Annotated in this window: 27 protein-coding genes; 12 read left to right on the plus strand and 15 right to left on the minus strand. The window is 64.0% G+C overall.

The features are described 5' to 3' along the window. Positions 1-64 precede the first annotated feature (64 nt). The 5 genes from NCS67_RS30005 (at position 65) to NCS67_RS30025 (ending at position 4,657) form a co-directional block, all read left to right on the plus strand. Positions 65-964 (plus strand): LysR family transcriptional regulator, encoded by a 900-nt coding sequence (locus NCS67_RS30005; protein ID WP_175982437.1) that lies wholly within the window; start codon positions 65-67, stop codon positions 962-964. A 186-nt stretch (positions 965-1,150) separates the two neighbouring features. Next, positions 1,151-2,497, plus strand: coding sequence for an MFS transporter (locus NCS67_RS30010; protein ID WP_033535663.1), 1,347 nt, complete (start codon positions 1,151-1,153; stop codon positions 2,495-2,497). After that, positions 2,494-3,534 (plus strand): amidohydrolase family protein, encoded by a 1,041-nt coding sequence (locus NCS67_RS30015; RefSeq protein ID WP_008345396.1) that lies wholly within the window; start codon positions 2,494-2,496, stop codon positions 3,532-3,534. Before NCS67_RS30010 ends, NCS67_RS30015 begins: the two co-directional genes overlap by 4 nt. Further along, the gene (locus NCS67_RS30020) at positions 3,531-4,199 is read left to right on the plus strand and encodes an RraA family protein (protein WP_250437743.1); all 669 of its coding nucleotides are present in this window, start codon (positions 3,531-3,533) and stop codon (positions 4,197-4,199) included. Before NCS67_RS30015 ends, NCS67_RS30020 begins: the two co-directional genes overlap by 4 nt. Positions 4,200-4,264: 65 nt before the next feature. Continuing rightward, positions 4,265-4,657 (plus strand): hypothetical protein, encoded by a 393-nt coding sequence (locus NCS67_RS30025; RefSeq protein ID WP_033535664.1) that lies wholly within the window; start codon positions 4,265-4,267, stop codon positions 4,655-4,657. Between the two features lie 52 nt (positions 4,658-4,709). Here the strand turns inward: NCS67_RS30025 and NCS67_RS30030 are convergent, their stop codons facing one another. Together NCS67_RS30030 and NCS67_RS30035 are read right to left on the minus strand one after the other, a co-directional pair. Beyond that, on the minus strand, positions 4,710-6,281 hold the full coding sequence (locus NCS67_RS30030; RefSeq protein ID WP_250437744.1) for a S53 family peptidase: 1,572 nt from the start codon (positions 6,279-6,281) through the stop codon (positions 4,710-4,712). Between the two features lie 93 nt (positions 6,282-6,374). After that, entirely contained in the window at positions 6,375-6,698 is a 324-nt protein-coding gene (locus tag NCS67_RS30035) for a DUF4148 domain-containing protein (protein WP_250437745.1), read from the minus strand. A 195-nt stretch (positions 6,699-6,893) separates the two neighbouring features. On the opposite strand from NCS67_RS30035, the gene NCS67_RS30040 reads away from it, so the two are divergent. From NCS67_RS30040 to flhC, 4 genes are all read left to right on the plus strand, one after another. Further along, positions 6,894-7,829 (plus strand): cation diffusion facilitator family transporter, encoded by a 936-nt coding sequence (locus tag NCS67_RS30040; RefSeq protein ID WP_033535665.1) that lies wholly within the window; start codon positions 6,894-6,896, stop codon positions 7,827-7,829. Positions 7,830-8,024: 195 nt separating this feature from the next. Next, positions 8,025-10,385 (plus strand): putative bifunctional diguanylate cyclase/phosphodiesterase, encoded by a 2,361-nt coding sequence (locus tag NCS67_RS30045; protein ID WP_250437746.1) that lies wholly within the window; start codon positions 8,025-8,027, stop codon positions 10,383-10,385. A gap of 193 nt (positions 10,386-10,578) precedes the next feature. Further along, positions 10,579-10,896: a flagellar transcriptional regulator FlhD gene (flhD, locus tag NCS67_RS30050; RefSeq protein ID WP_250437747.1), complete on the plus strand. Its 318-nt coding sequence runs from the start codon at positions 10,579-10,581 to the stop codon at positions 10,894-10,896. Continuing rightward, a complete protein-coding gene (flhC, locus tag NCS67_RS30055; RefSeq protein ID WP_008345386.1) occupies positions 10,893-11,462 on the plus strand; it encodes a flagellar transcriptional regulator FlhC in 570 nt (189 codons plus the stop codon). Before flhD ends, flhC begins: the two co-directional genes overlap by 4 nt. A 10-nt stretch (positions 11,463-11,472) precedes the next feature. On the opposite strand, the gene NCS67_RS30060 is transcribed toward flhC, so the two are convergent. The 7 genes from NCS67_RS30060 to NCS67_RS30090 form a co-directional block, all read right to left on the minus strand. Beyond that, on the minus strand, positions 11,473-12,375 hold the full coding sequence (locus NCS67_RS30060) for a type VI immunity family protein (RefSeq protein WP_250437748.1): 903 nt from the start codon (positions 12,373-12,375) through the stop codon (positions 11,473-11,475). Positions 12,376-12,392: 17 nt separating this feature from the next. Then, a complete protein-coding gene (locus NCS67_RS30065) occupies positions 12,393-12,920 on the minus strand; it encodes an SMI1/KNR4 family protein (RefSeq protein ID WP_144403556.1) in 528 nt (175 codons plus the stop codon). A gap of 9 nt (positions 12,921-12,929) precedes the next feature. Further along, on the minus strand, positions 12,930-13,913 hold the full coding sequence (locus tag NCS67_RS30070) for a PAAR-like domain-containing protein (protein WP_051078947.1): 984 nt from the start codon (positions 13,911-13,913) through the stop codon (positions 12,930-12,932). A gap of 15 nt (positions 13,914-13,928) precedes the next feature. Continuing rightward, on the minus strand, positions 13,929-14,999 hold the full coding sequence (locus NCS67_RS30075; RefSeq protein ID WP_250437749.1) for a beta-ketoacyl synthase N-terminal-like domain-containing protein: 1,071 nt from the start codon (positions 14,997-14,999) through the stop codon (positions 13,929-13,931). Further along, positions 14,996-15,994 (minus strand): DUF2169 family type VI secretion system accessory protein, encoded by a 999-nt coding sequence (locus NCS67_RS30080; RefSeq protein WP_250437750.1) that lies wholly within the window; start codon positions 15,992-15,994, stop codon positions 14,996-14,998. Before NCS67_RS30080 ends, NCS67_RS30075 begins: the two co-directional genes overlap by 4 nt. 61 nt (positions 15,995-16,055) lie before the next feature. Continuing rightward, the gene (locus NCS67_RS30085; protein WP_250437751.1) at positions 16,056-17,345 is read right to left on the minus strand and encodes a TIGR02270 family protein; all 1,290 of its coding nucleotides are present in this window, start codon (positions 17,343-17,345) and stop codon (positions 16,056-16,058) included. 11 nt (positions 17,346-17,356) lie between these two features. Then, on the minus strand, positions 17,357-17,824 hold the full coding sequence (locus tag NCS67_RS30090) for a DUF6484 domain-containing protein (RefSeq protein WP_250437752.1): 468 nt from the start codon (positions 17,822-17,824) through the stop codon (positions 17,357-17,359). Between the two features lie 170 nt (positions 17,825-17,994). On the opposite strand from NCS67_RS30090, the gene NCS67_RS30095 reads away from it, so the two are divergent. From NCS67_RS30095 to NCS67_RS30105, 3 genes are read left to right on the plus strand one after another with little or no spacing between them, the layout of a single operon-like run. Next, complete coding sequence (locus tag NCS67_RS30095) at positions 17,995-18,564, plus strand: hypothetical protein (RefSeq protein WP_250437753.1); 570 nt, start codon at positions 17,995-17,997, stop codon at positions 18,562-18,564. Positions 18,565-18,590: 26 nt separating this feature from the next. Then, positions 18,591-19,160 carry a hypothetical protein gene (locus NCS67_RS30100; RefSeq protein WP_250437754.1) on the plus strand — a complete coding sequence of 190 codons (570 nt, stop codon included), beginning with the start codon at positions 18,591-18,593 and terminating at the stop codon, positions 19,158-19,160. Positions 19,161-19,193: 33 nt separating this feature from the next. Continuing rightward, positions 19,194-19,733, plus strand: coding sequence for a hypothetical protein (locus NCS67_RS30105; protein ID WP_008345376.1), 540 nt, complete (start codon positions 19,194-19,196; stop codon positions 19,731-19,733). Between the two features lie 6 nt (positions 19,734-19,739). Here NCS67_RS30105 and NCS67_RS30110 read toward each other — a convergent pair whose 3' ends face one another. The 6 genes from NCS67_RS30110 to NCS67_RS30135 form a co-directional block, all read right to left on the minus strand. Next, positions 19,740-20,627, minus strand: a complete 888-nt coding sequence (locus NCS67_RS30110; protein WP_200889158.1) for an ABC transporter permease subunit — start codon at positions 20,625-20,627, stop codon at positions 19,740-19,742. Positions 20,628-20,637: 10 nt separating this feature from the next. Next, entirely contained in the window at positions 20,638-21,453 is an 816-nt protein-coding gene (locus NCS67_RS30115; RefSeq protein WP_008345374.1) for a taurine ABC transporter ATP-binding protein, read from the minus strand. Between the two features lie 49 nt (positions 21,454-21,502). Next, entirely contained in the window at positions 21,503-22,579 is a 1,077-nt protein-coding gene (tauA, locus tag NCS67_RS30120; RefSeq protein ID WP_250437755.1) for a taurine ABC transporter substrate-binding protein, read from the minus strand. A 210-nt stretch (positions 22,580-22,789) separates the two neighbouring features. Continuing rightward, on the minus strand, positions 22,790-24,037 hold the full coding sequence (locus NCS67_RS30125; RefSeq protein ID WP_502801887.1) for an ABC transporter substrate-binding protein: 1,248 nt from the start codon (positions 24,035-24,037) through the stop codon (positions 22,790-22,792). Between the two features lie 40 nt (positions 24,038-24,077). Next, the gene (locus NCS67_RS30130) at positions 24,078-25,328 is read right to left on the minus strand and encodes a DUF1479 domain-containing protein (protein WP_008345371.1); all 1,251 of its coding nucleotides are present in this window, start codon (positions 25,326-25,328) and stop codon (positions 24,078-24,080) included. Then, a complete protein-coding gene (locus NCS67_RS30135; RefSeq protein ID WP_250437756.1) occupies positions 25,319-26,017 on the minus strand; it encodes an SNF2-related protein in 699 nt (232 codons plus the stop codon). The genes NCS67_RS30130 and NCS67_RS30135 overlap by 10 nt, the downstream gene beginning before the upstream one ends. Between the last annotated feature and the right edge of the window lie 76 nt (positions 26,018-26,093).

The raw sequence follows: 26,093 nt of genomic DNA on the forward strand, positions 1-26,093 counted from the left end.
ACCGCCTGCATCGGCGCGCACTCATACGTTTGCAACGTTCGCCATCGTATCCAAGAAGGTCGACATGAATTTCAGGTCCTTACAGTGCTTCGTCATTCTCGCGGAGGAACTGAACTTCAGCCGCGCGGCCGAGCGGCTGCATATCGCGCAACCGGCGTTGAGCCAGCAGATCCGGCTGCTGGAAGAGCGGCTCGGCACGCAACTCGTCGATCGCGCGAGACGCCCGCTGCGGCTCACCGAGGCGGGCCACTATCTCTGCACCGAAGCGCGTCAGATTCTCGGCTCGTGGGAACAAGCCAGTCTGGGCGCGCAGGAAATCGGCATCGGGCGGCGCGGCTGGCTGTCGATCGGGTTCACGCGATCCGCGATGTACAGCATCCTGCCGCCCGCGCTGAAGGCGTTCCATCACTCGTATCCGGAAGTCGAGCTCAAGCTCTTCGAGATGCTGACCGAAGAACAGACCGATGCACTGCGCGACCTGCGCATTCATGTCGGGATCGGACGTCAGCCGCTCGACATCCCCGGTTGCACGTCGTATCCGCTGCTGCGTGAACATGTGGTGGCCGTGCTGTCGCCGGATCATCCGCTGGCGGGCAGGAAGAAGGTGCGTATCGCCGAACTCGAAGACACGCCGCTCATCGTGTATCCGAAGCATCAGAACGCGCAGTTCAAGCGCACCGTGCAGTCCTTGTATCGCGATGCGGGCGTCACGCCTTTCATCGCTCATCAGGCTTACGAAATCCAGACGGCGATCGCGCTCGTCGCGGCGGGGCTCGGCGTGACCTTCGTCGGCGAATCGGTGGCGCGGCATGGACGCACCGACGTCGTGTTCCGTCAGCTCTCAGGCCCGGGTGCGTCGCGCTGGTCCACGCTCGCCGCCACATTCCGCACGGACGACGATTCGGCGCATCTGCGTGCCTTTCTCGCGTGCCTTCCTCCGCCGCTGACCGGCGCCGCACTATAAGAGAACGCTTATAGAAGCATAAGGAACGCGTCTTGGACGCGGGCCGGCGCGCTACTTATCATCGATGTTCATGTCCTGGGCCGGCATGCCTTACGCGCAGCCGAACGGACAGACGAGCGGCGCAGGCCGTTTGTAAAGCGAGGCCGCAGAGCCTCGCGATCCGATGAAAAAGAACGTGGAGACGGCATGGCCCCATTCAACGAAGCAGCAACGATGCGAAAGGTATACGGGCGGCTCATGCCCCTGCTCTTCGCGATGATGTTCTTCAACTACCTCGATCGCATCAACATCGGCTTTGCCGCGCTCGACATGAACAAGGCGCTCGGCTTCAGCCCCGCCGTGTTCGGCTTCGCAGGCAGCATCTTCTTCGTCGGCTACATGGTGCTCGAGGTGCCGAGCAATCTGCTGCTGCATCGCGTGGGCGCGCGCCGCTGGATCGCGCGCATCCTGCTCACGTGGGGCGCGGTCGCGGCCGTCACCGCGTTCGTGTTCGACGACAAGAGCTTCTACGTGCTGCGCTTTCTGCTCGGCGTCATGGAAGCGGGTTTCCTGCCGGGCGTCGCGGTCTATCTGACGAAGTGGTTCCCGGAGCGCTATCGGGCGCGCGCGGTCGGCGGCTACATCATCGCGGGATCGTTTTCCGCCGTGCTCGGCGGCCCGATCTCGACCGCGCTGATGACCTACGCGAACGGCATCCTCGGCCTGCAGGGATGGCAATGGATGTTCATCCTCGAAGGCATTCCGGCGATGCTGCTCGGCCTGCTCACGCTGCGCATCATGACGGAGCGCCCCGCCGACGCCGACTGGCTCGCCGACGACGAAAAGCGCTGGCTCGAAACGACGCTCGCGGCAGAGCGCGAAGCGGTCGGCGGCAACGCGCACTTCCCGCTGCTGCGCGTGGCGGGCGATGTCCGCGTATGGAGCCTCGCGTGTCTCTTCGGCTGCGCGCTCGTCGGCATCTACGGGCTCTTTCTGTGGCTGCCGCAGATCGTCAAGAGTCTCGGTCATCTGAGCAACATCGAAGTCGGCTTTCTTTCCGCCGCGCCGCCGCTTCTCGGCGTGCTCGGCACGTTCATCATCAGCCGCAGTTCGGACCGCACGGGCGACCGCAAGAAGCACCTCGCGTTCGTCTACGGCATGAGCGCACTCGCGATCGCGGGCAGCGCGTATGCGCCGAATCCGGTCGTCGCCTATGCGCTGCTGTGCGTGACCGGCCTCTTCATCTACGCAGGCAATCCGCTGTTCTGGAGCCTCGCCTCGTCGTTCAGGACCGGCGCGGCGGGCGCGGCGACCATCGCGCTCATCAACACGATCGCGCAGTTCGGCGGCCTCGTCGGGCCGTGGAGCATCGGGCTCGTGCGCAACGCGACGGGCAACTTCAAGCTCGCGTTGCTGACGATCGCGGCGTTCCTCGTCGTCGCGACGATCATCGCGCTCGTCATGCGCGTGAAGCCCGCCGACGACGAAGACACTTCGCTGCCCGCATCCGATTCGCACGAAGCGGGCGCACAACGACAGGAAAACCACGCATGATCATCGATTGTCACGGTCACTACACGACCTCGCCGCCGCAGCACGAAGCATGGCGCGCGCAGCAGATCGCCGCGCTGAAGGACGGCGCATCGGCGCCGCCGCGCCCCGCCATCTCCGACGATGAAATCCGCGAAAGCATCGAGAACGGGCAGCTTCGCATCCAGCGCGAGCGCGGCACCGATCTCACGATCTTCTCGCCGCGCGCCGCCGGCATGGGCCATCATCTGGCGACGGCGGAGGCCAACGCGGTCTGGTCAGAAGCATGCAACGACCTCGTGCATCGCGTCGTCGACCTGTTTCCGCGTAATTTCGTCGGCGTCTGTCAGTTGCCGCAAGCGCCGGGCGTGGCGCCCGAGAATTGCATCGCCGAACTGCGCCGCTGCGTGGAAGAGCTGGGTTTCATCGGCTGCAATCTGAATCCCGATCCTTCGGGCGGGCACTGGTCCGGGCTGCCGCTCACCGACCGCTCGTGGTATCCGCTCTACGAAGCGATGGTCGAGCTCGACGTGCCCGCGATGATCCACGTTTCGTCGTCGTGCAATCCGAACTTCCATGCGACCGGCGCGCATTACATCAACGGCGATACATCGGCGTTCATGCAATTGCTCCAAGGCGATCTGTTCGCGGATTTCCCGACGCTCAAGTTCGTCATTCCGCACGGCGGCGGCGCGGTGCCGTATCACTGGGGGCGATATCGTGGACTCGCGCAGGACATGAAGCGGCCGCTGCTCACCGAATATCTGCTGAACAACGTGTTCTTCGATACCTGCGTCTACCATCAGCCGGGCGCCGAGCTGCTCGCAAAGGTGATTCCGGCGAAGAACATCCTGTTCGCGTCGGAGACGATCGGCGCGGTGCAGGGCATCGATCCCGAAACGGGTCATTACTTCGACGACACGCGCCGTTATATCGACGCGATCGAATGGCTCAGCGACGCGGATCGCCAGCGCATTTTCGAGGACAACGCGCGCGCGGTGTACGGACGGCTTTCCGCGCAACTGGAACGGCAACGATCGAACGAAGGAGCGACCGCATGAATCCGGCCGGATGGCGTGAGCACGAATCCGCGGCTCAGGCGAGCCCCGCGACGCTCGCCGCGTTGCGCGAGCTGGCGGTATCGCTTCTGAGCGACAACATGGCCCGCGTGAGCGGCACGACCGGACTGCGTCCCTATCATCGTCCGAAGCCGATGGCCGGCACGGCCGTCACGGTACGCACGCGCGGCGGCGACAATCTCGCGATCCATCGCGCGTTCGACTACTGCCGCCCCGGCGACGTGCTCGTCATCGACGGCGCCGGCGAGCTCACGCAGGCGCTCATGGGCGACATCATGGCGAGCTTCGCGCAGAGCATCGGCGTGCAGGGTCTCGTCATCGACGGCGCGATCCGCGATGTCGGCGCGCTCGGCCAGCGCGACTTTCCCGTGTACGCGCGCGGCGTCACGCATCGTGGGCCGTACAAGAACGGGCCGGGCGAGATCAACGTGCCGGTAACGGTCGGCGGGATGGTGGTGAATCCGGGTGATATCGTCGTCGGCGATGAAGACGGCGTGCTCGCCATCGCGCCCGCCGACGTCGAAGCGGTGATCGAAGGCGCGCGCAAGCAGGCGGCGAAGGAAGCGGCGGCGCTCGAGTCGATCGCGGAAGGCCGTTTCGATCGTGCGTGGGTCGCGGTTCAACGCGACCGCATGATGAACGGCTGACGCCTTGCCGAACCGCCGCGAACGCACGCATGATGGCGCGTTCGCTTCATCGACTATCGACCGCCATGCCCGACTTTCTCGACGCCGCCGCGCTCATCGACCTCGCGCGACGCGCGCAAGCCCGCGCGCCGCAACCCTGCGCGTGCACGAAAACGCCGCTCGACGGCTGGCAATCGCAGCCGCTGTCGCTCGACGAATCGCAGTTCCGCGAGATCGGCACGCTGTTACCGGAGCACGATCCGGAGCCGACCTTCGCCGAATATCTGCCAGGCAAGACGAACTACTGGTCCGCCGATGCGCCCATCGCGCCGCGCTTCTTTCCGTATAACCGCTGCGGCGTCTGGGAATGCTCGTCCTGCGGGCGGCTGTATCTGCGCTACACGGAAGGCGGCGGCTACTTCGTCGATCGCAGGATTCGCGCGGTGCGCGCGGATCTGATCGAAGACGTCTCGCCGTGACAATGCGCGCTCGCGCAGGAACGTCCGTTTCGCGCGAGCACGCATTTCAGCCTCAACTCACCGCATCCTTCACCTTCTTGCCATCGGGCCGTCCGAGGCCGGTGCAGGCGTCCCATCCGGCTGTCGCGTGGAAATCGTCGTTATTGCCCTTTGTGATGTCGACGAGCGCCAGCGGGTCCTTGTAGAGATGCGGATTGATATACCCCACCGGCGCGCCCTTGATCGCGTTGATGCGCGCGATCAGTCCGGCCCATAGCGGCGCGACCGCGCTCGTTCCGCCGATCACCATGTCGTGACCGTCGACGCGCACTTCGTAGCCGGTCACGGGATCGGCATTGCCGGCGACATCGGGCACGCCGCGCATCGCGAGCGGACTGTGTGCGCCGCCCGCGCGCGTGACCTGCAGCCCTTCCTGCCACGCGGGCAGCGCGAAGAACGAGCTCACGCCGCCGCCGGTCGCGCCGCCGTTGGCGCCGTCGTTCCATACGGTCTCGCTAGCGATTCCGTTGCCGCTCGCCTGCAGCGACGTGCCGCCGCAGCCCAGCGCATACGGACTGGACGCAGGAAAATCGACGTGATCCGCGCCATCGCCCACGCCGTCGCCGGAACCGTTGTCGCCGGATGCCGCGCAAATCGTCACGCCGAGCGCCGCCGCCGACTGAAACGCCTGATCGAACGCGTTCATCGCCTGCTGCGTCCATGCCGATTCCGGACCGCCCCAGCTGATCGAAATCACCGACGGCTTGTTCTTCGTGTCATGAATCGCGGTGCCGATGGCGTCGATAAAACCCGCGTCGGTGTTGGGCGCGAAATAGACGACGATCTTCGCGCCCGGCGCGACCGCGCCCGCGACTTCGATATCGAGCATCACTTCGCCATCGGGACCGTTCGGATCGCCGGTCGGATGGTTCCGTCCGTGATCGACCGAAACCGCGGTCACGGACGGCGCCTTCATATTCAGCGACGCGAAATACGTCTTGAGATCCGCGGGACGGTAGCCGCCGCCCAGCTCGATGATCCCGATGCATTGATTCTGGCCGTCGCCTTGCGGGAAGTCATAGAGCGACGCGAGTTGCACGGGCGTGAACGTCGACGCGCCCGCTGCGCGCGCTGTCCAGCGCACGTTGCCCTGCGCGCGGGTCCGGAAGCTGGGCCGCGCCTGCGGACGGTTGTCGAGACCCATGACGGCATCGACGACGCCGTTCAGTTCATCGGGCAGATGGATCGGTCCCGTGCGGCCGCGATAGGTGCCACCGTCATGTTCGTACTGTTGCAGGCTCACGCCGAAGGCCGCGTCGAACTGCGCGACCGTGCCGGAGAGCACGACCGCGCGCCGCGCCTCGTGACTCTCGACGACCGACAGTCCGTGCTTTTGCGCGAACGCATGGACCGCCGCCAGGTCCGCGCTGTCCGCGCCGAAATGCTTCGTGAACTCGTCGTGATCGATATGCTTCGCCGACGCGCCTTGCGCCGCCAGCGCGCTGATGTGCTTCTCGAACGCATCGTGCGAGCGCCGTCGCACGAGCATGGTGACCTCCAGACGTTCGTTCGGGTCTGCCTTGCCGATGGGCTGCGCGTCCTTTAAACACTCGCGTTCGCTTCCATTGAGCGGATGGTTTGCCATGTCTGAACACTCCTGAGAAACGCCGCCGTCGTGGGTTGCGTTTTCGATGCCTCGCGGGCGGCGGGCGGGCATCGGATGCCGTGCGATACGCGCTTATTGACCGCCGAAATAGATCTGCTTCATCTCCTGCGCTGATGCCGGGCGCATGACGGCGCGAGCGCCCGTCGCCGACGCGCCCGACATCGCGCCGCCATAGCCAGTCACGTCGTTCCGGCTCGATACGCGCGCCTCCGCTGCCTGGATCGCCGCCGGATAGCCGGGATCCTCGCCTCTGCCCGGGTAGTAGCCGGCCTGCTCCAGTTGCTCGAGCTCGGCGCGCACCTGGGCGCGCGTGAGCGCCGCGTCCGTCTGCGCGAGCGCGGCAATCGGCAGCGCAAGCGCGGACGCCGCCGCGAGCGCCATCAAAATCGGTTTCATGATGATCTCCTTGATGATGCGAAAGTCCGTGACGCGGACGTGCTCGTCCGCAGATGAAAGACGATCACCGATGGAAAAAATCGCATTCTTCGTTGCGCGATATGAACGCGATGCGCGCGAAGGGCAACGCCTTCGCGAATCGTCCGTAGAATCGCGTCAGAATAATGCTGCGCGAAAAGCTGCAAGGAGCTAACGATGTCACAACGAAACACTGACGAGGCGCTTCGTCGCATGGCGTCGATCGTCGCGCTGGTGTTCGCGCTGGTGCTCGTCGTGTTGAAGGTGTGGGCCTGGTTCGCGACCGGATCGATTTCGCTGCTCACCGCCGCAGCCGATGGCCTCGTCGATGTCGTCGCGTCTTCGGTGACGTTCATGGGTGTGCGCTATGCCCTGCGCCCGGTCGACGAGGGGCACCGCTACGGTCACGGCAAGGCCGAAGCGGTGGCGGCGTTCGTGCAGGCGCTGCTGCTCACGGGCGTGGCTGTCGGACTCGGCATCGAATCGGGGCAGCGCGTCGTGAATCCCGAACCGTTGAATCAGACGGACTTCGGGATCGCGGTCATCGTCGTGAGTACGCTTGCGGCCATCGGACTCGTGCTGATGCAGACGTGGGTCGTGAAGCGCACGGGATCGACCGCCATCGCCGCCGACCGCGCGCACTATGCGACCGATATCGCCGTGAATATCGCCGTGCTCGTCGCCCTGCTGCTCGATCACTTGCTCGACTGGCCACGCGCCGACGCAATCGGCGCGCTGTGCATCTCGCTCTACATGCTGTGGAACGCGCGCGGCATGGCGGTGGCTGCGCTCGTGCAACTGCTCGATCGCGAACTGGACGATCCCGAACGCGCGCGCATTGCGGCGGCCGTGACGGCGGTCGAAGGCGTGCAAGGCGTGCACGACATCCGCACGCGAAACGGCGGCGATCGCGTATTCGTCGAGTTCCATCTCGAAGTGGCCGGCGAGCTGACCGTCGCGCAGGGCCACGCCATCGCCGATGACGCGGAAAGAGCCGTGCAGCGGCTCTTTCAGGCATCGGACGTCACGGCGCACGTCGAACCGGCGGGCATCGTCGACGATCGTCTGGACGACCGCGTGCTCGGCACGGCATCCACCGCCGGCCACAAGTGATTGCATCGGTTCGTCGTGGCGCGGCGCACGCGGCATCGGCTGGACAAAATTACCGCGTCGGCGCGTCGGCCGACGCCCGCCGGCTTCCGGGCGCCTAAAGCTCCCGAATCCGGCTGACGTAAACAAGGCGTGATCTTCGCTAAAAGCAACGCCGAGCCCGCTGCCCGTTCATCGAGAGCCCGCGTCATCAACGTAATGTCCCAGTCTCCCCAATCCGGATCGTCCAGCACCGTCGCCAGCGGCGATCGCTCGCGACAGGGGCACAAGACCGCGCGAAATCAGGAATTTCTCGCTTTCTTTCTGTCCACGCGAAGCGACCGCGCGACGCTCTCCTGGCCCGTTCTCACGCAGATCGGCCTCGCGGGCCTGGGCGTCGGCGCGCTCTGCTACTTCGCACTGTCGTTCGTGTCCGAAGGTGCGGCTTCCTGCGCGGGCGTCGTCTCGGGCGCGATCGCGTTCGCGTTCTTTTTGCGTCGTGCACGCCGGAGCGCCGCGCGCGCGAACGCCACGACCGCGCTCGCAAAAGCGCTTCTCGACGCCAATCGCGAATGCCTGAAACTGCTCGACGCCGATGGCCGCATGGTCCGCATTTCCGAATATGGCGCCGAACTCATGGAAGCGAGCGCGCCCGAACAACTCGCCGGTTCGAACTGGCTCGGCTTCTGGTCCGGTGAAGACGCGACCGCCGCGCACGATGCGTTTCATGCCGCCATGAGCGGCGCACGCGCGACATTCCGAGGCAGTTGCCCGACCACGTCGGGCGCGCCCAAGACCTGGCATTCGCGCCTCATTCCGATAGAGAACGCCGACGGCGGCGTGGAAGGCGTGATTTGCGCCTCGCAGGACATGACGCAGCAGGCGGAACTCGCCGCCGCGCTCTGCGCCAGAGAGACGCTGATGTCGGAGATGGAGGCGCACGTCGGCCTTTGCTTCTATTCCTATAACGCCGATTTCACGGGCTTTCATCACATCAGCGCGGGATGCGCGGCCGTCTTCGGCCTGGATGCGCAAACGTTTCGCGAGTCGCCCCAGGCCTGGATGGCGCTCGTGCTGCAGGAAGACCTGCCGCAACTCACGGCCGCGATGCGCCGGATCGCCGAATCGAAAGTCAGCCAGAAGGCGCTATACCGCATCCGCCGTCTGGACGGCAATGTGCGCTGGATTCAAAGCACCGGATCGCCCGTTCTGGACAGCGCGGGCAATGTGGCGCGCATCGTCGGCATCAGCGAGGATGTCACGGCGGAGCAGGACCGCCTCGCCGAACTCGACCGCCTCGCCTTCACGGATTCGCTGACCGGTCTCGCGAATCGCGCCGCGCTCATGTGCAGGATCGACGAGCGATGCCGCAAGCAGGCGCCCTTCGCGCTGATGTTCATCGACCTGGACCGTTTCAAGGTGCTCAACGACACGCTCGGTCACACGGCGGCGGACCGGCTGCTCAAATCGCTGAGCAGGGTCATCCGGGCCGCGCTGCCGGCCGATGCATTTCTCGCACGTCTCGGCGGCGACGAATTCGCCGTGCTGATCGACGGCGCGAAGCACAAGGACCCGCTCGCCGAGATCGCGCGCGCCACGCTCGATGCGCTCGTGCAGGCGGATCAGGCACACCGCGCCGGCACGATCACGGCGTCGATCGGCATATCGGTCTTTCCCGAAAACGGGGCGAATCGCGAGACGCTTCTGACGAGCGCCGATATCGCGATGTATGCGGCCAAGAAAGCCGGACGCAACGGCTACCGTTTCGCCGACAAGGATTCGAGCGAACGCATCGTCGATTTCGAACTCGAGCGCGACCTGCCCGCGGCGCTCGCCAAGAAGGAGTTTCAGCTTCACTACCAGGCGATCCACGAGCCGCACACGCGCGAGGTCCGCAGCGTCGAAGCGCTCATTCGCTGGCGGCATCCGGAGCGCGGGCTCGTCTCGCCGGGCGTCTTCATTCCCATTCTCGAAGAGAGCGGCTTCATCGCCGAAGTCGGCGCATGGGTGATGGACGACGCCCTGCGTCAGCTCGCGCTATGGCGGCAGGCCGGCGCGCGCGCGCTCGGCGTTTCGGTGAACGTGTCGGCGCGACAGTTGCGCGACGCGACCATCGTCGATGTCGTCGACGAAGCCTTGCGCCGCCATGCCCTGCCCGCCTCGACGCTGCAACTCGAACTCACCGAGAGCGCGCTGATGGACGACCCGAGCCTTGCACAGCGCACGCTCGGTGCGTTGAAGAAGCTGGGCGTGCGCATCGCCATCGACGACTTCGGCACCGGCTATTCGAGTCTGCGCTATCTGGCTGATTTCGCACCGGACTGCGTGAAGATCGACCGCTCCTTCATCACGCGGATGGAATCGGATCAGGCAACGCGCAGCATCGTGTGCGGCATCATCCAGATGTGTCACACGCTGGGCCTGAGCGTGACGGCTGAAGGCGTCGAGGAAACAGCGCAACTGGAATTGCTCAGGCATGCGCAATGTGACTTCGTGCAGGGCTTCCTGCTGAGCCGGCCGGTCGCCCCCGACGACGTGCTCGGGCTCCCGATCGCCACGCCGTCCGCATTGATAGATTAGGAAAGGAACCGCGAAATTCGCGCGCTTGCTTTTCCTTTCGGTGAACCCTAACCTTACGCCGAAGTTGTGACTAAATGTAACGTTTGTATCAAGATGATCGCGAACGTCGATCGAGTCGCAAACGAGGCACAAGAAAATTGCACGGCAAGAATGCCGGCATGAACCACGGGGTTTTTCCGAAGAGCGGGAAACCATGAATAGCAGTGAATCGCTTGACTCGATCCGCGAGATCAATCTGTCGTACGTGATCCTTGCACAACGCATGTTGCTCGAGGACAAGTCCGTCGCCATGTTCCGGCTCGGGCTTTCGCCGGAAATCGCCATGATTCTGGCCAGTCTCACGCCCGCGCAAACAATCAAGCTTTGCAGTTCGAACCAGTTGTTGTGCGCGTTTCGCTTCAACGATCATTCGTTGCTGTCCGCATTGACGCAACCGGCCACGCACGTCGACGTCGGCGCCACTCACGCCGCCATTCTGCTGGCCGGACAGCCGGCGGAACAGTTCGCATGAGCATGGAAACCACGCTTCGCAAAAGCGTCAGCGACGACGCGCAGGAAGTCTATCGCGCGATTGCTCTCATCGAACTGGGCGCTCGCATGCAGTTGCTCGAAACCGAGTTGACGTTATCGCGCGACCGCATGATCCGTCTGTATCGGGAATTGAAGGGCATGCCGCCGCCCAAGGGCATGCTGCCGTTCTCGGCGGACTGGTACATGACGTGGATGCCCAACATCCATTCATCGCTCTTCTACAACATCTATCTGTTTCTCAAGGAGCAGACACGCTGTTCGCGTCTCGATGCGTTGACCAAGGCTTATCGACTGTATGTCGAGCACTGCGGGCAGAACCGGCTCGAAGTCGTCCTGAGCCTGACGCGTGCATGGACACTGGTGCGCTTCTTCGAAGCGGACATGCTGCAGCAGACGCCATGCTGCCGCTGCAAGGGCAAGTTCGTCGCGCACAGGCACGATCTTCAGGCGCATTTCGTGTGCGGCGCGTGTCAGCCGCCGTCACGCGCGGGGCGGACGAAGAAGGCTGCGAGCAGCAAGGCCGAGTGCGGTTCGCTGGCGGCGTGAGTGGATGAACTCAGGTCGGCCATCCATGTGTGAAGCGCTGTAGCCACGCCATGGTCTGGCCGCCTTCCCATCGAGTGCTCCAGAACGGTTCGTGGCTTTTGATCTGCATCGGCAACAACGCATGTGCGACATCGAAATACGGTTTCAGATCCGCTTGAACGTTGCGGTCGCCGAGCGTCGGGCTGTCCGACACCTGCAAAAGCGTCGCGAAAGGCCCATCGACGAAATCGAAAGCAGCAAGCTTCGCCTGCGCTAATTCCTTCTGAAATTGCGTTCGAAAAGGTTCGCCGATGACCGTCAGCCAGCTCAGGCACTTGTAGCCTCGCTTGAGTTCCCTGGCGCTCAGTTCGATCTCCTCCACATCGCAGCCCCAGTATCGGCGCGCCAAAGCATAGATGCGCTCGAACGAAACTTCTTCGTATTTCGAAGACGGACGTCCCTGCAGCAGATAACCGCCATAGCCCGAGCAAACCGGAAACATCGACATCATGTCGAGTGCGAGTGAACGGAGGAATGCGGCATCGACTTGCCAATCGAATTCGAAGCGAAAGAAGCTCGCCATTTCGGGTTCCGTAAAAGGCCGAAAGCCGTGAAACATGAAGACCCGCGAATCGACGGGCTTTGCGTCCGAAAACCCATAGCCCCAATGCACCGTCTTGCGCAGTTCGGGAAGCAAGACGGTTTCGAAGCGAATGCGCGCCGCCGCATCCCACGCTTCGAGCCTCGCCCACGAAACGGTCGACCTGTAGTTCCTGAAGACTTCGCCGACCGCGCGAAGGTACGCGTCATACACGCGTCTCGCCGTGACCGGACCGGGCGGATCGGGCACATAGAACACGAGATGCTGTTTCAATTCGACCAGCGGCATGGGCGACGAAGGATCATCCGTGAATTCGAGGATGGGGTTTGCCATCGCGTCGGACTTCCTGGTCAGGGTTTGAGGTTTTTCCGGTCTTTCTGCTGAGCGGCAACACGACGCTCCAGCACTGAAAGATAGCCCTTCAGGAAAGCCTCGAAGTTATCGTGACGCCATTGCTCCCCGATGCTGGAAATCCACACAACCTCGTAGCCATGCTTAGAGGGCGAAGTGTCCACGTCGAACGAAACGCACTCCGGCGTGTTCCCCGCACCGATGACGAACTGGCTGCACGCCGGGTACTCGTCGACCATTTCCGGAAGGAGACCGTGGTCGTCGCGCGCGACCTCGAGCGCCGAAAGCAGTGACAGTTCATCATTCATCAAGCTGGATACGCCATTGCTCGTGGACAGAAACAATCGATAACTCGCCGGCATGACGAGGTTGCGCGCTTGCAAAAAGGCATCGAGCGCCGCGAGGTCGCCTCCGCTCGCCGGCGGGCGCAGTTGAGGCCGCACGGGATCGTCGCTGAAGTAGCCGTTGAGCTTGAACTTGGTATCACTCAGCTTCTGCAGCAGGTCTTGCATCTGTTGGGTGTTCACGCGACCTCCTTAATCACAGTTACAAGAGGGATGCGCTTTCATGCGCTTGGGGGCGGGTTTGAGCCGGTTCATGCTGCCGCCGACCGTGTAATTCACGCGGGCGTCGGCCCATCGCATATTGGCGCTGGTGAGTGGCCCGCTAAGAGAAGCCGGGTGCATGTGATCCGGATTCATTGCGCCCCGGCCGCTGCGAGCGGGGTCCGCCAATCCTCCCGCCTGCTTCCATTTTTCGTGCTGACAGTCCGGCGGCTTCACGTTCTTCGGACTGTAAAACATGCGCTTGATGGCCGGATGATCGGGATTGCCGGCGGCCGCGGTCACTGCGTCGGCGAAGTCCTTCGCGAATTGCTTGAGGCTCGCCTGATACGCATCGTAGTGGTCGGAACCGGGATTGCTGGGACTATCGCTCAGCCTCGCCTTCTTGCTCTTCGACTGGTTGTAGGCCTTGACCATCTCGCAGACCTGACCGCACATGCAATCGTCCCATTTGCGCTTTTTCTTTTTCTTCTTTTTCCCGCAATCCGGTCCGACCTGAGTCGCCGGCGGACGTTTCGATCTTTTCTGCTTCACGCCTGTCATCGTCGCGCCGGTATTGGGCGGAGAACCGTTCGGGCCGCAGTTGTTGAGCATCGGCTCGGCGAGAAGATGAACGCTCTTGCCCTCGATTTTCACCGTCATCGAACCCGGCGTGATGAATCTGGCCGGCCCGTGCGTGTTGCTCGAAAGCAGACCGCCGCCCGTGCCCTTGCTCGCCATGTCGCCGAAGCTGTTGAACATCGCGCCCCGGATAGCCACCTCGTCGCCCTCGATCTTGACGCTCGTCGAATAGCCGTCCGGCGAATCGCCCGATTTGGCGGTATTGGGCAACGCAGCCGGAACGAACGGAGCGGGCGGCCCCGGCATCTTGCACATGTTCGGGAGCGTGGCCCGAGCGGTGCCGGAACTGCCCTTGGTGACAGGCGTCTTCGGAGGATGGATTCCAACGCTGGTCATGGCGCGTCGAGCAAGTCAATGGCGCGAAGCGGCCGGCATCGTGGCCGATTCGAAAAGCGCGCAGGCCCGCAAGCCCGCCTCCGAACTCGACCAGATCAATGTTCTCGGGCCTGCCGCATAGCCACGCGACGCCGCCTGATGAGCCAGCATCGCGAACAATGGCCCGGACGCCGCGCCCACATCGCCCCAGACGTCCGCTGGCGACAGATAGCCGGTGGCATCCTTGAAATGCCGGCCCAGTCTCAGGCAGACGAACCCCCACTCTTCGCCTCGATAACGCTCGCCGTTGATATCGCAGATGACATGATCGATCGTCTTCCGCGCGCCCGGCGCGCTCGTCAGCGCGTCTCGCACGACCGCGGTCAGACCCTTGCCGACGCACACCTCGCGCGTTTTGATGAGGCAGCGCTCCGATCCTGTCGCAGCGGCGACGAGGTGCATCGTTTCGGCAACGCCGAGCCGCCGGCACGCGGCGTCGCTCATCAACAGGCAGAATGCCGCGCCCTCGCCGGGGACGAAGCCGCTCCTCGATCCTTCGCCTGCGATCTGCCTGCGCCCGTCGAGCCAATTCAGCGTCTCAGGATGCAGATAGCTGTCGATGCCGCCGACGACGCACGCGTCCAGTTCGCCGCTTCCGAGCGACTCGCTCGCCTTCCTGAAGGCCGCTACTCCGGCTGCGTGCCCCTGCGCATGCACCGAGACTTGTATCGGATCGATCGTCGATCCGCCCAGCCGCCGCAATCCCTGCATGACGGCGCTCGCGTCTTCATGCGTGAAGCCAGGGCGGATTTCCGGCAGCGCGACCATCATCGGCGATCGAAGCGGCGCTTCGCCCAGGTGAGCGAGGGCGCGCGTCAGGTCGCGCCACGCGAAACCTGCCAGCGCAAGCAGACGAGACGGACCGTGCAGCCCCGGGTCGAGTTCGGCGTCGAAGGCCAGGTTCACGTAGTTGCCGAGCCTGTCGACGATGAACGGATGCTCGCGCGCCGCCCCTATACCCGCCCGCACGGCCGCCGCGCTTGCCTCTGCCCCGAGACCGAGCGGCGTGCGCGCACCGGCGGCCGCCATGGCGACGCGTGCGCTCATGACAGGTAATCCTTCTCGCGGACCAGCGTGCTCTCGAGATAATCGGGTTCGTCTTCGACCTTCAGAACCGTGACCCACACGAGCATCAAACGCAGCGCATCGGGTTCCAGTATCACCGACGAAAGGCGTGCGCGATGCTCCTCGTCGCGGGTGTCGATGCGCGTCGTGAAAGCCAGGCGCACCTTCGGCAGCGCGAAGGACATCGACCCTGCGGGCGTGAGGTTGATCAGTTCGACCGGCTCTCCGCCCTGCAGAGGGCTTGCGGGTTGCTGATCGGGTGGAGCGCACTGCAAGGAGTGCGGACTCCAATCCTCGGGCAACAGCGGCGAGCGATCGCGCATCCACGCATCGTCGTAAGTGCCGGCGCGTTCCCGCCTCGGCGACCAGAAGCTGTCGATGGCGCCGAACCCGGCGGGGCCATCCTTGTCCAGACGTCCGCTCGGGTATTCGAAATTGGGCATCGCCATGCCTTCCCGGCTCTGCCCTGCGCCGACTACGCCTCGCCCGACCGGATTTCGGGCGTCATAGCCGTGTCTGGCGGGGTCGTCGCCGGGCGCATCGTAGCCGCCATAAGCGAGCTCGTAGATGACCGGCAGACGGACGACCGGCTCCGCCAGCATGCGTCCGGGCATCCCTTTTCCCCATTTACGATGTCCGCGAACACGCAGCGTCTTGCGAACCGGCCCAACCCGCATGCCGACCAGAAAGTCGTCGCTGGGCCTGCCGCCGGGCGCGTAAGCGGTACCGTTGAGCACGATGTCGGTCGTCGGCTTGGGCCCGAGCAAGTCCGAGTCGTAGCGAAGGCTGGACCGTCCGGGCGTGCCGGTGTATTCGGCGGTCTCGACCGGCGGCGTCTGCTCGTCCGCGAGCCGCGGTCCCGCCGGCGTGATGTCATAGGTCGCCTTTACCGCGACGATCCATTCGTGCGTGCCCTCCTTGTCGCGCGTCCATGACGTATCGACTTCGTAGGCAGTCCGATTCTCGATGCTCCACATTGACGACCCCCTATCGCGAACAGTGTTAAGACGAAGCACGAAGAATCGTTTTGAAAGAGCGTCAATCCATCGCCTGCAATGCGCGTCGCTGACGCCATGCAGGCGCTGCGCAATTGAAGAGCACGCTGCGCGGATCGGCGAGGCGCAGTTGAATGGCCGCCGCGGCGCGCTGCCGCTGAGCGCCATTGCGCAACACGTCGATGCACTGCGCTTTCGACGACAACGCGCCCATGAGATAGCGCCCGCTGCCCGGCATCCGCGCCTTGTTGGCGTGCCACCATGTGCGCGTCTTGTCGGGGTCCGGCCAAGGCGCGCCGTCGTCCTCTTCCTCGGCGGCATCGGCATCTTTTTCGCCGCCGGAATTCCCCGATGCCAACGGCGCGCGTTCCAGCCCGAGACGAACGAAATCGGCTCCCGTGATGAGACTGAAGCTCTCGCCCGCGAGCCGCGCCACGCGGTCATCGTCCATACGGCCGATCAGCCACTGCGCATAACGTGGATCGCCGGTGAAACCGACGGCGCGAATCAGCCTGCGCGCACTCTCCGGTTTAGAAGCGAATCGCTCCAGCCATCGATGCGCATCGGCGGGCGCGAGCACGCTCGCCGCGAGCGCGAGCGCGTTGTCGCCGAACATGGATGGCGTAGCCGCAATATCGCGAATGACCTCGAGCGCCTCGTCGCGATCGCCGAACAGCAGCGCGGATCGCGCGGCATGAAACCGGCATGACGCGTCCGCGTGATCGAGATGGGCCTGACATGTTCCGAGCAGATCGACGCGGCCGATCTCACCCGCGCAGCGCAGCGCCCGGGCGCGCAGCACAGCGTCGTCGGAAACGAGCGCCGCGTCGAGATGCCGCTTCGGATCGACGCGATGCTGCGCACATCCCTCGATGCCAGCCAGTCGCGCGGCGGGGTCGTCGCACGCGAGCAGGATCGAGACGACACCGGCGAGACGGCCCGGACTCACCCAGCCGAACGCCGAATGAAAGCCCGCTCTGGCATTGGGCGTGGCCTGACTCAAAGCGAGCAGCCGCATGATCGCCGGGTCCGAACGCGCCTCGATGCAACCGACGGCGGCGGTGAACAGTTCGCCCTTGCCCGCGTGCTCCAGCGCCCGAATGCTCGAACGCAGGCCGGCGCGTCCCGCCACGGCGATGCCGTCGAGATGCGCCGCGATGCGTTCGTCGAGCCGTGTCAGATCGGAGAGCCTCACATGCGGCGCGCGCACGAGACGGGAGCGGATTCGCCGCAAGGCGGCGGCGTCTTCGACATGTTGCTCCAGCACGCGGAAAAGCACGCCGCTCGCCGAGTCCGCGACCGGTTCGGCTTCGTCGGCTTTCGTCGTGTCCACGGCGACATGCATCAGTTGATCTGCACCGATCCGCCGATGATGCGATTCAGTCCTGACGCACTGCTCGACACGCTGCTTCCGCGTATGCGCACATGTCCGTCGCGCGTGAGCGTGATGCTGGCTTTTCCGCAACGCAGCACCATCTGCTCCTTCGCCGTCACGAGAAGCCGCTTGCCATCGGCGTCGACATCGATCTGTGCGGGCGCATCGTCGAACGGCCAGGCTTCGCATCCGATCAGACAGCCGATGATGATCGGGCGCGTCGGGTCTCCGGCTTCGAACATCAGCGCGACTTGACGGCCGATATGCATGCCGCGCAGATCGACGACCGTGCGCGCGACGAGCGCCGCGCTCCCCGGCTGGCCAGGGTAGACGACGAACGCGGACGCAGCGTCGCCATCGAGTCCGATCAACTCGCCGATCCTCACCCCGTCGATGGCCGCAAGAGGGCCTTGTTCGAGAAAATCGCGTCCGCTCATCGCGTGCTCCTTCGGGTCTCATTCAAAGACGAACGAGCCGACGGCGATTTGCAAAGCTATCCATGACTTCGCGGCGCTTGAAATAAGCGCATCGCGAACCTATGCTCATTGAACAGTCGAATCCGGTCCGCAAGCCCCATGCGGACGTCGTCAGTGGAAGGAGACGCCTCATGCGTCTGTCGCTTATCTTCGTGGTCCTGTCGGCCGTGAGCGCAATGTCCCTGCATGCGGACGCAGACGACCGGCAGGACTGGCGACGACATCGCGACCAGCCCGCCCTGAAAGTATTCGATGCACAAGGCAAACTTATCGGACGCCTTGCTTCTTACGGCGGCTACGACGGCGTGTTCCTCACGATCGACCGCGCGCTCGTCTTCGCGCAGATCACGCGCCTGAACAACAACGGCGAAGCGTACGACTCGGCGAAATTCCAGTGGTCGACTTACGGACCATTCGACTACTCGACCGCCGATTGCAGCGGCTCGCCGATCATTCCTCCCGGCAGCGGCCCACGACCGTCGATCGCGATGAGAACGGGCGCGGACGTCACGCTCCTGATCGCGGGCGATACGGACTCGTCGCCCGCTCAGGTCGTCGCGGTCTTCGACGGCAAGCAGTGCACGCCGCCGCCGACTATCGGGCACATGCCGCCATCGACCGCGCCCGTGCCCGCATTCACGGCCGAGACGAACTATCCGCTGACGGCTCATTATCCCGAGCCGCTCACCATCAGATATTGATCGGGCACGATCGACGGAGACGCTTCATGTGTCGAATGCTTGTTGTGCTGCTCGTCCTGTGCGCGAGCGTGAGCGCCGCCGATAAACGCGATAAACGCGACGATCGCGCGCATTCCGGCGAGAACACATTGCGCCAGCCGATGGTGTACGACGCACAGGGAAAGCGCGTCGGCCCGCTGGAGGTTTATTCGGGCGTCAACGGCGTGTATCTCGCGATAGACGGCGAGCCCGTCTTCGTGGCGGTGAATCACAAGCGCGTCGGTCCGTTGCAGTATTCGGCCTCGCAATACGAATGGGTCGGCTATACGTTCGTGCCGTACCCATCGCGCGATTGCACCGGAAGCGTCGCCGTCGCGGATGCCGGCAGCCCCGCTCCGGCGATGCCGCTCAGAGAAGGCGCCGACGTGACCGTCTATATCGCGGGCAAGCAAATGTCCGGCAACGTGCAAGTGTGGTCGTTCAGGCAGACAGATCCGTCTACCGGGGCGACGACCTGCCTGACGAGTCTGTCTGACCAAGGCGCCAACTACTGGGCCATCGAGCGCACGTATCCGCTGACGCAGCATTATCCCGAGCCGTTGCGCGTGGCTTATTGACGGAAGACGCGCACGGACCGCACGGAGACCGACATGAGGCACTGGCTGATCGGAGCGCTGATCGCGCTATACGCAACAACATCGCCCGCAGATGACTTCGCGCATCAGGCAAGGCATCGCCCTGTCAGGGTGTTCGATGCGAACGGTCACGTCATCGGCGATCTCACGATCTTCGCCGCGCAAAACGGCGTCGCGCTGACGGCCGGAGACGCAACCGCCGTGATTCCCATTGCGCGCGTACAGGACGCGACCTTTCACTTTTCCGCGACCGACTTCAACTGGCTCGCGACGAAGGTCGTCGATTTCGCATCGCCCGATTGCAGCGGCGATCCGATCCTCGACTCGCTCAACGGACCGCGCGCCGCGCTCGCGGTCAGACGCGGCAACGACGTCACCGTGTACTTCGCGGCCGAAGGCGTCACGCAGTCGTTCCAGGCGAATTCGGCGCTCGATCCGAACGCGGCGAACGGATGCCGTCCGTTCACGGCATCCATCACGCTTTCGGGCTTCAAGGTCGGCGCGACACTCGCGATCAGCCGCACGCATCCCGAGCCGCTCAGGATCGGCTATTGAAAGGCCTCACACGCGGCCTTTCCACGGCACCATCGCTTTTTCCAGATACCGCATCAGCAGATCGAAGCAAAGCGCGAAGAAGCCGATCACGATGATGCCCATGATGACGACATCGCTCGCAAGAAACTCGGCCGCGTTGAGCACCATGAAGCCGAGACCGCGCGTCGAAGCGACCATCTCCGCCGCGACGAGCGTCGTCCAGCCGACGCCGATGCCGATACGCATGCCCGTGAAAATCTCCGGCAGCGCGGACTTGAGGATCACATGCGTGACGACCTGCGTGCGCGACGCGCCCATCGAATACGCGGCGTGGATCTGCTCGATCGACACCGAGCGCACGCCCGCGCGCGCGGCGATCGCGAGCGGCGCGAAGATCGCGAGATAGATCAGGAAGATCTTGGAGAACTCGCCGATGCCGAACCAGATGATGATGAGCGGCAAATACGCGAGCGGCGGCAGCGGCCGGTAAAACTCGATCGGCGGATCGAACACGCCGCGCGCGTGCCGCGAGACGCCCATCATCACGCCGACCGGAATCGCCGTCGCGCACGCGAGCGCGAATGCGCCGAACACGCGCAGCAAGCTCGCGACGACGTGTTCCGCGAGCGTCGAGTTCGCGAAGCCATCGCTCGCCACCGCGATGAACTTCGCATAGACCGCTTGCGGCGACGGAAGAAAGAGCGGCTTGACCCAGTGCATGCCGGTGATCAGAAACCAGCCGGCCACGAGCACGGCGACGGTCGCGATGCTCATCGCGAAGCTGCTGCCGTAGCCTGGCACGCCGAACGTGTCGCCCGGCTTCACCGGCTTCTTCTTCGATTGCCGCGCGGGCCGGCCCGGCGGACGCCGCGATGCGCCGATGCCGCTGTCGATCGCGGGACCGGGCACCGTCATCGATGCGCGCTTAACCATGATGAATCTCCTCCGCATGATGAGCGGCGCGCTCGTCGCCGTAGATGATGCCGAGCACCCGCTCGCGCATCTCGATGAAATCGGGGCTGGACTTGATCGCGCGCGCATCGCGTGTGGCGAGGAAGCGGCGGTTGAAATCGAGATCGTAGCTATGCGTGATGCGGCCCGGACGCGGCGACATCACGATCAGCCTGCTCGCCAGAAAAAGCGCCTCCTCAACGCTATGCGTGATGAAGAACAACATCTTCTGCGTGCGCTGCCAGACATCGAGCAGCAGCTCCTGGATGGTCTCGCGCGTGAGGGCATCGAGCGCGGCCATCGGCTCGTCCATCAGCAGCATCGCCGGATCGCAGGTCAGCGCGCGCGCAATGCCGACGCGCTGCTGCATGCCGCCCGACAGCTGATAAATCATGTGCCGATGAAAATCCTGAAGGCCGACGAGCGCGAGATTGCGCTTCGCGATGTCCTCGCGCTGCGCCTTCGGCACGCCTTGCAGCTTCAGGCCGAAGGTCGCGTTGTCGAGCACGTTGAGCCACGGCAAGAGCGCGTGCTTCTGGAACACGACGCCGCGATCGGCGCCCGGCCCTTCTACCGGCCTGCCGTTGAGCAGCATCTCACCCGATGACGGCGCGATGAAACCCGCCATCAGCGATAAAAGCGTCGTCTTGCCGCAACCCGACGCACCCAGCGCGACGACGAATTCGCCATCGCCGATAGTGAGATCGATGCCGTCGAGCGCTTGCACGCGCTCGCCCGGGCGTCGGCCCGGAAACACCACGCTCACGTTCTTCACCTGCATGCAACCCATATGTCCTCCGGACTCGGATGTGCCAAGGGCAAGCGGCGCGCGGCCGGGCTTATTTCAGTTTTTCCGCGGCTTCGACGTATTCCGCCGTCACGAACTTCGAATAGTCCGGCAGCACGGCGTCGACGCGCTTCTGCTGCTTCAGGAAGTCCGCCGTGTCCTTGAGCGCGAAGGCCGCGCGGCTCGATGCGCCGCCGCCGAGCCACTGCTTCGTCGCCTGCTCCTGCGCCGACGGATAGCCATACAGCGAAAGCGAGCCCGGCACGTCGGCCGGCGCGCCGCCGATCGTCTTCGCGATGGCCGCGGCCTGCTGCGACTGCGCGGTCCATTTGGCCGGATCGTTGCGGTATTGCGCATCGAGATCGGAGATGGCCTTGACGAACTTCGCCATGAAGTCCTTGTGCGCTTCGCCCCACGCACGATCGACCGCGATGCCGTCGAACGTCGGCTTGCCGAGCTTGGACAGATCGCCCGACGTAATCAGCACCTTGCCGCTTTTCTTGAGTTGCGAGAGCGCCGGATCCCACACGTAGGCAGCGTCGATATCGCCGCGCTCCCACGCCGCCGCGATCTGATTCGGCTGCATGTTGAGAATCTTCACCGACGACGGATCGATGCCCCAGTGCTGCAGCGCGAACATCGTGTGATAGTGCGTCGTCGAGACGAACGGGACGCCGATGGTCTTGCCCTTCAGATCCGCCGGCTTGGCGATGCCCGAGCCGTTGCGCACGACCATCGCCTCGGCTTCGTTGATGTTGTCGAGAATCCAGAAGAGCTGCGCGTCCACGCCCTGGCTGACGGCGGCGGCGAGCGGGCTGGAGCCGATCACACCGATCTTGATGTCGCCCGAGGCCATCGCGGTCGCCACCTTCGCGCCGGATTCGAATTGCCGCCAGTTGATCTTGTAGCCGGTCGCCTTGGCGATGGAGCCATCGGCGATGCCGACGACCCAGGGATCGACGATCTGCTGATACGCGATCGTCACTTCCTTGTCTTCGGCGTTCGCGGCCTGCGCGCCGCCCCACGCGCACACGGCGACGACGAGTGTCGCCAGCGCGCGCGCCGGCGAGAACTTTCTAAGCAACTTGCCCGGCAGGCGTTTCAAGCCACAGACGCGGATCGTGTTCATGACGGTTCCTGGAGAAGTGGAAAATCGGGCTCGCCGGCGCGGCATTCCCCGTTTCGGTGCGGTCCGTCGCGCAAGCGGCGAACCGATGACCGAGTATCCACAGCGAAAAATCCAGGAAGTTAGTGCCAGACGGGAACAATCGTTGAGTCCACATTCCATCGGGCGGCGGGAAGGCTTCTTATGAAGGCGTCGGCGCTGCGGATGCGCCTTTTATTTGATCTTCGCGGCGGCGGCGAGCTTGCGCACGCCTTCCTTCGCATCCTCGTTCGAGTTCATGAAATTCGTCACGACGTCGGTGATCGCGCCCGCCGTCACCGGCGATTGAAGTTCGCCGAAAGCCAGCGAAGGCAGGAAGCCGCCCGACTTGATCGTCGCCTGCTCGTCCGCGCGAGACTTCTTCGCGCAGCTGTCGAACTTGTCCATCGGCACATCGAGGCGAACGGGAATCGAACCCTTGTTGAGGCTGAACTGTTCCTGGATTTCGGGCGACATGATCGTCTTCGCCATCGCGATCTGTCCCGGCGTCGCATCCTTCTTCCCGTTCTGCTGGAAGAACACGAAGGCATCCGCCGTGTACGTGTAGGCGTTCGACGTGCCCGGAGCGGGCGCGCAGACGAAGTCGACGTCCGCCTTCTTGCTCGCGTTCGCGAATTCGCCCTTGGCCCAGTCGCCCATGAACTGCATGCCGCCCGAGCCCGAGATCACCATCGCGGTGGCGAGATTCCAGTCGCGGCCGTGATAGGCCTTGTCGAAGTAAGTGCGTATCTTCTGCACCGTCTCGAAGACCTGAATCATTTGCGGCGACGTGAGCGTCTTCTGATCGAGATCGATGAGCGCCTTGCGATAAAAGTCCGTGCCTTGCGACAGCACGACCGTCTCCCAGATGGTCATGTCCTGCCACGGCTGACCGCCATGCGCGACAGGCGTGATGCCCGCCGCGCGAAATTTGTCGGCAAGGGCGAAGAACTCCGGCCACGTCGTGGGCGGCTTGCCGCCGACCTTGTCGAGATCCGCCTTGTTGATCCACAGCCAGTTGATCCGATGCACCGAGAACGGCGCGGCGACGTAATGTCCGCCCGACTTCATCGCGTTGTCGATCTGCGCGGGCGTGTGCGCTTTCCAGTCGGCCGCGGCCTGATCGATCGTGACGACCACGCCCTGATCGGCCCAGTCCTGAATCAGCGGTCCTTTGATCTGCGCGGCGGAGGGCGCGTTGCCCGAGATCACCTGTGTCTTCAGCGCGGTCATGGCCGCCGTGCCCGATCCGCCCGCGACGGCGAAGTCCTTCCATTCGTATCCTTGCTTGCTCATGTCGTCCTTGAGCACGCGGATCGCTTTCGATTCGCCGCCGGAAGTCCACCAGTGCAGGACCGAGATCTGTTCGGCGGCCGTTACCGCGTGCGTGCCGGCGATGAACATCGCGACGGCTGCCGCAACCGACATCGTTGATCGTTTCATTGCTTGTCTCCGGGTTTTATTTATTTATGAAGCGACGCGTTCACGCGCGCTGTTCGAATCCGAGTTGCGACTTGCCGAGCGGCGTCAGGTCGTCGGGCGTCGCGCGGCCTTCGAAATCGACTTCGAAATGATCGCCTGGAAAATCGGGCGGGCTTTCGCCCTTCAGGAAGCTCGGCAATTGACGCTTCAGATACGCGTCGTTTTTGGCGCATCCGGGCGCGGAAGCGATGTACATGACGTTGCTGTAGCCGGCGCCCTTGTGTTCGTCTTCGACCGCGTGAATGACGTCGCTATGCCAGAACACGGTGTCGCCCGCATCCATCTTCGGGATCGACGACAGCGCCTCGAACAGCGGCGCGTGATACTCCGGCCTGATCGACAGCGCGCGTCCGGGCATCGCGCCGCACAGGTCGTCGTCGGCGACGTCGTCCTGAAGCGCGCGCAGCAGGATGTACACCATCGCGTTGGCGATGGGCACGAGCTGCAGCGTGCCGTCGCCCGGACCTTGCGGCGTCAATGCGGTCCAGCCCTGGAACGTGCGGAACATCGAGCACACGGCCGGCGATGCGATCTCTTCGACATCGGGACGGAAAGCGGCGTCGAACGCATCGTAATCGCGCCAGTTGCCCGCGAAGACGTGGCGATACACCTTGCGGAAATTGCCTTCGATCCAGCGCTCGACCGAGCCGCCATCGCAATGCGCCGACAAGCCGAGCGACGCGGAACCGGGCGGCCGCCGGCGCAGACGGTCGGCATAAACCGGCACATGTTCCGGGTCGAAGTGAACGCGTCCTTCGCTCTCGTTGCGCCAGAGCTTGTTGAGAAACACGCGCGCCGCGGTCAGCGATTCCGACTGGCGAGCCAGCACTTGAGGCTTCGACCAGTACACGCCGTAGATTTGCGGCTTGCTCGACGCGAGCTGACCGAAGTACTTGTCTTCGGCGCGGTTTTCGAGGCGCTTGTCGAGGCGATTTCGTTCCACGTAATGCGCGATGTCTTCATCCCATTGCTGTACCTGTGCGCGTGGAAAGACATTGCGGATCACGCACGCGCCGCTCGACTTGACGAGCGCGATCTGCTCGCCGCTCACGCGCCCTTCGGTGATGTCGGCGAACTGAATTTCCGGAATGACGTCTTCGCCGCGATCGCGCCGCGCGGCGATCCGCTTCGCTTCCTCGCCGATCGTCTGCTCGACTTGCGCGAACACTTCGCGGTAGTTCGGCAGCGCGGCGCGCAGTTCCTTTTTTGCTTGCCGGATCGCGCCCGGCAAGTCATCGATTTTCAGCGCCATGATCGTCTCCACATGAATTGCCGTGGACACAGCATAAGATGCGTCCGTCTGCGGCGGTGATACGATTCAGGCAATTCATTTGCGTTTTCGGCCATGTCATCGTCGTCGGATTCCGGAGCGAGGGCGCGCAGACCCTGCATGCTCGCGATCGCCGCGAACGACGCATTCGGCTTTCCCTGCGCCTGCTCGAGAAGCTCGACCACTTCCCCGGCGTTGCAGATGCGCGCATCGACGCCGAAGCGCTCGGCAAGCTCATCGCGCCATTTTTCCCGAAGCATCGCCGGACAGACGACGAGAAGACGCCGTGCATCCTCCCGGCTTCTCAACTGCGTCCAGATCAGCCCGGCGTCGATGGTCTTGCCCAGACCTACTTCGTCTGCGATAAGCAGGCCGCGGGAAGGCGAGTCGAGAAAGGATAGTACCGGCTTGAACTGATAGGCGTAGAAGTCGGTGTTCGTCGTGTAGAGGCTGTAGATCAGGTCGGCGAGCTTTCCGCCGAGCCGCGAATGGGTGAGCGCTGATCGCAGTTCCCGCGCATGTCCGAAGCGCAGTCTACGCACATCGTCGAAGACGTTTCCGCCTTCGGCCGGGACGACTTCGAGCGCGAGCCCCGGGACGAAATCGGTGCGATCGGCGAAGATGACCTGCCAGCGGGGCGACGCCGGATTGCCCGCTGTTTCCCCCGACAACGCCGGTTCTGGCCGGATTCGACTTTAGCCGAACCCTGATTCCCGCATGAAATCCGCCGCTCATGTCATCGAGTTC

This window comes from Caballeronia sp. ATUFL_F2_KS9A, from assembly GCF_023630765.1.
GTDB classification, from domain to species: Bacteria; Pseudomonadota; Gammaproteobacteria; order Burkholderiales; family Burkholderiaceae; genus Caballeronia; species Caballeronia zhejiangensis.

Coding starts and splice junctions, on each gene's coding strand:
- NCS67_RS30005 (WP_175982437.1), top strand. CDS start 65: ATGAATTTCAGGTCCTTACAGTGCTTCGTCATTCTCGCGGAGGAACTG.
- NCS67_RS30010 (WP_033535663.1), top strand. CDS start 1,151: ATGGCCCCATTCAACGAAGCAGCAACGATGCGAAAGGTATACGGGCGG.
- NCS67_RS30015 (WP_008345396.1), top strand. CDS start 2,494: ATGATCATCGATTGTCACGGTCACTACACGACCTCGCCGCCGCAGCAC.
- NCS67_RS30020 (WP_250437743.1), top strand. CDS start 3,531: ATGAATCCGGCCGGATGGCGTGAGCACGAATCCGCGGCTCAGGCGAGC.
- NCS67_RS30025 (WP_033535664.1), top strand. CDS start 4,265: ATGCCCGACTTTCTCGACGCCGCCGCGCTCATCGACCTCGCGCGACGC.
- NCS67_RS30030 (WP_250437744.1), bottom strand. CDS start 6,281: ATGGCAAACCATCCGCTCAATGGAAGCGAACGCGAGTGTTTAAAGGAC.
- NCS67_RS30035 (WP_250437745.1), bottom strand. CDS start 6,698: ATGAAACCGATTTTGATGGCGCTCGCGGCGGCGTCCGCGCTTGCGCTG.
- NCS67_RS30040 (WP_033535665.1), top strand. CDS start 6,894: ATGTCACAACGAAACACTGACGAGGCGCTTCGTCGCATGGCGTCGATC.
- NCS67_RS30045 (WP_250437746.1), top strand. CDS start 8,025: ATGTCCCAGTCTCCCCAATCCGGATCGTCCAGCACCGTCGCCAGCGGC.
- flhD (WP_250437747.1), top strand. CDS start 10,579: ATGAATAGCAGTGAATCGCTTGACTCGATCCGCGAGATCAATCTGTCG.
- flhC (WP_008345386.1), top strand. CDS start 10,893: ATGAGCATGGAAACCACGCTTCGCAAAAGCGTCAGCGACGACGCGCAG.
- NCS67_RS30060 (WP_250437748.1), bottom strand. CDS start 12,375: ATGGCAAACCCCATCCTCGAATTCACGGATGATCCTTCGTCGCCCATG.
- NCS67_RS30070 (WP_051078947.1), bottom strand. CDS start 13,913: ATGACCAGCGTTGGAATCCATCCTCCGAAGACGCCTGTCACCAAGGGC.
- NCS67_RS30075 (WP_250437749.1), bottom strand. CDS start 14,999: ATGAGCGCACGCGTCGCCATGGCGGCCGCCGGTGCGCGCACGCCGCTC.
- NCS67_RS30080 (WP_250437750.1), bottom strand. CDS start 15,994: ATGTGGAGCATCGAGAATCGGACTGCCTACGAAGTCGATACGTCATGG.
- NCS67_RS30090 (WP_250437752.1), bottom strand. CDS start 17,824: ATGAGCGGACGCGATTTTCTCGAACAAGGCCCTCTTGCGGCCATCGAC.
- NCS67_RS30095 (WP_250437753.1), top strand. CDS start 17,995: ATGCGTCTGTCGCTTATCTTCGTGGTCCTGTCGGCCGTGAGCGCAATG.
- NCS67_RS30100 (WP_250437754.1), top strand. CDS start 18,591: ATGTGTCGAATGCTTGTTGTGCTGCTCGTCCTGTGCGCGAGCGTGAGC.
- NCS67_RS30105 (WP_008345376.1), top strand. CDS start 19,194: ATGAGGCACTGGCTGATCGGAGCGCTGATCGCGCTATACGCAACAACA.
- NCS67_RS30110 (WP_200889158.1), bottom strand. CDS start 20,627: ATGACGGTGCCCGGTCCCGCGATCGACAGCGGCATCGGCGCATCGCGG.
- NCS67_RS30115 (WP_008345374.1), bottom strand. CDS start 21,453: ATGGGTTGCATGCAGGTGAAGAACGTGAGCGTGGTGTTTCCGGGCCGA.
- tauA (WP_250437755.1), bottom strand. CDS start 22,579: ATGAACACGATCCGCGTCTGTGGCTTGAAACGCCTGCCGGGCAAGTTG.
- NCS67_RS30125 (WP_502801887.1), bottom strand. CDS start 24,037: ATGAAACGATCAACGATGTCGGTTGCGGCAGCCGTCGCGATGTTCATC.
- NCS67_RS30130 (WP_008345371.1), bottom strand. CDS start 25,328: ATGGCGCTGAAAATCGATGACTTGCCGGGCGCGATCCGGCAAGCAAAA.